At 46.6% G+C, this 3479-nt stretch carries 4 protein-coding genes; 1 reads left to right on the plus strand and 3 read right to left on the minus strand.

What is annotated here, in order from left to right; all coding sequences use genetic code 11:
- The coding region (locus tag IBX50_RS18525) for an LrgB family protein (RefSeq protein WP_292257884.1) at window positions 1–142 on the plus strand (142 nt) is incomplete at its 5' end.
- Window positions 143–288: 146 nt separating this feature from the next.
- Here IBX50_RS18525 and IBX50_RS18530 read toward each other — a convergent pair.
- The 3 genes from IBX50_RS18530 to IBX50_RS18540 form a co-directional block, all read right to left on the minus strand.
- The gene (locus IBX50_RS18530) at window positions 289–1035 is read right to left on the minus strand and encodes an HIRAN domain-containing protein (RefSeq protein ID WP_292257881.1); all 747 of its coding nucleotides are present in this window, start codon (window positions 1033–1035) and stop codon (window positions 289–291) included.
- Between the two features lies 1 nt (window position 1036).
- Window positions 1037–2080, minus strand: coding sequence for a hypothetical protein (locus IBX50_RS18535; RefSeq protein WP_292257882.1), 1044 nt, complete (start codon window positions 2078–2080; stop codon window positions 1037–1039).
- Window positions 2081–2194: 114 nt separating this feature from the next.
- Window positions 2195–3169, minus strand: a complete 975-nt coding sequence (locus IBX50_RS18540) for a helix-turn-helix transcriptional regulator (RefSeq protein WP_292257883.1) — start codon at window positions 3167–3169, stop codon at window positions 2195–2197.
- Between the last annotated feature and the right edge of the window lie 310 nt (window positions 3170–3479).

The raw sequence follows: 3479 nt of genomic DNA on the forward strand, positions 1-3479 counted from the left end.
GTTAAATGCCCATGCAGCAGGAACTGCCGTGGCGCTGGAAGAAGGTGAAGAAACCGGAGCCTTTGCCGCACTGGCGATGAGCCTGACCGGTGCAGTGACCGCCATCCTGCTGCCGCTGTTTTATAGCTTGGCAGCCGCTTGAAGGCTCTGGTATCCGGCATGTGGTGCGGATATGGTGTAGCATCAGAACCGATATGGCGAGTTCTTGAGTTACTGCGACTACCTTCATGAAGGTTAAAGTTGCGGACATATCGAGATGGAAGTCGTGTTTGATAGGTGAGTACCTGCTCAGGCTTGCTGTCTGAGCAGATTGTTCTGCATCGTCACGTTTTCGGTCAGGGTGATTTGTGTCAGTACATAAACCAGTGGGCGTGCTGATGTGCCGTTGATACGGAAGATTTCACCCGCAAGGTTTGCGCCTTCTGAAAGCATCCGGTGAAGCATTGCAAGGTGTCCTCGGGGTACGTAGCCGAGCTTTTGGCCTTTGTGCTCCATACGTATGGCCTTGGGATCTGCACAGTTATTGGGTTCTTCTACGAATTGAATGGAGTCGCCCGTTTGCAGTGCTTCCACTACTACCTCAGCTTCGTGCCGAAAACCGGCAACCTCGATCAGCACTTCAAATACTGGGGGTGGTGCATCGAAAGGATGAACTAGCTCAAAACCATCATCAGGCAATTTTGCACCTGTGTAGCCGAGCAAGGCGAAGTCACTGATTTCAGCATTTTCAGGAAGGGCGCGAAGCTCTAGGTAATGGGCAAAGTCGCGCCTATTGCGCGGTGGTAGGCGGCGTGTGAATGCTTCCATCACCTGATGACTGTGCAGCAGCTGTTTCAGAGGAAAAGCAGGGTAGCCTCTAAATCCTGCGGCCTTGGCTTGTGCCATTTCATCATCATCACTGTACTGTAATAGCACCAGGCCACCCTGTTTTACCAGTTGCCCAATATGAAAGCGAGAACGCTTTTTGCTTTCATGCGCCTGCCAGCACAGCAGCAGTCGATGTGGTTCAACCAAGTGTTCAATGAAGCGAGTCATGTCAGTTCTCCAGTGCCTGCAACAGGAGTCTTTTCCTTGTCAATGTCAGGAAAGCAATAAATTCTGCGCGTTGCTGTGTCAGTGGATGAGGGAGGTCAAATCGGGTTAGGTCGAACAACATAGTCTTTAGATTATCTTCGCATAGGCGTCCAAGATGTTCTATCAGAATTGGTCTGATTTCTGGGTATTGATTGCAGTACCGTGTGATGCCGCCAATTAAGGGCAGGCGTTGCTGATCGTTGGCAGTCCATCGCATCTGGTGTCTGCCTCTGCGAAGGTAGGCATTAAGTTCGTTGTGGTCGTGTATCATGCGCTGCATTTTTTCTGGCAGTAATTCATGACCCAGGCTGGTACCATTATCAAAATAGGGAGTAAATCTTACTCTTGCCTTCAACTCCGATTCTTCCCAGATTAACCCCCAGTTTTCCTGATGCCTATCGGTATTTCCGATCAGTGCGTCAAAACAGAGACACAGTCCCCAGTAGTGCAGCCAGTCTTGATTGAGCCATCTTGCACGCTGCAGCACACGGCTTAACTCGATGATGGTAGTTAGATTGTGTTGTTTTCCTTTTTCCCTATCATAGCTGGGGATGCGCCGTTGCATATAGTCACCACCAGAAAGAAAGCGTTCATCACCCTTGTTCGAATAGCCCATAAACCACTCATTCAGTGTCCCTGGCTCATTTCGGGTTGAATCAATCGCCACAAAAACTGGTGGAAGCCTGAGCCCCATCATTTTTCCAATACGAAAGGCGATCAGCTCTGCCCAATACTGATCAGGGTAACGGGGCTGGTCTTGATGTTTGGCACTTTTGATCGACTCCTTGAACAGGTAGCGATGACCAGGCAAGCAGAAATCAAAAGGGGGATTGTCTGGGCATACACGCAGCGATTTCTCTCGTGCGCCAACAGGAAAAACCTCATAGTCCCGATGGACTTCCCAATCCTTGATATCAATGACCTGATCGGGGTGTTGATAAACCTGTTCTCGATCAATCATGGTGTCCCTGCTCAATTGAAAAGTAAAAAGTCCATGCAACTGCACTCTGAGCATTGTGTTGATGGGATAGTGTTGAATATAGCAGGATTATTGATGATAGAGTGGGTGATGGTTGTTATCCGTAATCCGACTCTTTATGAACGATTCAAGGTGCTATTTTTAACCCAGATCATCTAGAAAATCAGCGTCTACCTCTATCTGACCCTGCTGAAATAGGTGTGTTGGAAATACAACATAGTCCAATGCTTTTGGGTTAATGAAAGCAATGCGATATGGGTCTTCAATGGGTAGGCGTATCAGATCGTCTTCTATTTCTGATGCAGTATCAATATCTGTGAACAAATCAAAAGCCTCATAGAGATCTCTTGCGCTGGATATATGTGTTGATCGCTGCTGTCCAGTGGATAACTGATATTTCACTTGTGTTGCCAAGTTAAATATTTCGTCTGTTTCTTCAGAGTTCTTTGCTTTCTCGGCTTCCAAGTCCTCAGGCTTGATCAGGCCATCAATGATAAGCTGTTCATATTGCTCATCCGTGATCATGATGTGTTCTGAAATACGCTTGACATCCTCTGGAGCAAATTCTCCCAGAGTTTCTTCATCATCACATTTCAGTGCTTCGACAATTTCCCAGTCTCGGGGATCGGGCAACTGCAATGCTATAGGCTTTTCATAGCTCTCGTGCTCAGGACCATAGTCATCACAAGCTTCACCTGAGAAATATAAATCGGCTATTGCTTTTGTTCTAATAATAACCGTTTGATTTGAAAGGCTTTCCACGGCAACAAAGGCAGGATTGTATTGTAGGCTGGTATGTAGGCATTTAAACGCACCATCACTGATTGAAATCAATAGAGGCTTTCCACCATTACGGAAGTGTATAGCAACCTCGCCATAATAATTGAGATTCTCGTCAGCAGATGTATCGTACAAGCGTGCCTCGATGGGTGGGTGGCGCCCCATTATTGTATTTGGGTCAACTTGTAAGATGCTGCTCAGCTTGTTGAGCTTATCTTCAGGTATTGATGCCGCCCCAGATTCCCAGCGCTGATAATTAGGTTGTGAAACACCCACTGCTTTTGCTAGATCGGTTTGGGTTAATCCGGCTTTGACTCGATACTGTTTGAGTTTCATGATTTTCTCCAAGCAAAATTAAACGTATATTATACGTTTAATTTTGCTTGTCAAATGTTAGTCATTTGGCAGGTGGAAAACTGGTACAAAATCCCGTTTTGTTCTGGTGCGTGCTCCTGTCATTTGCCAGTTTCTGGTGCGGTTTGCATCGTTCCTGATGGTACATAAAATCCCCATTTGCCACTCTATCTAACTGAATTTAAACAGTTATTCTCTTTGTGGCATCACTTGTGCTCTCTCTTGTATACAAGTTAGAGCACAAGGTGATGAGTGATGCAGATCAAACCCGAAACAACTGGCTGGACACTGG

The organism is Marinospirillum sp. (genome assembly GCF_014859565.1).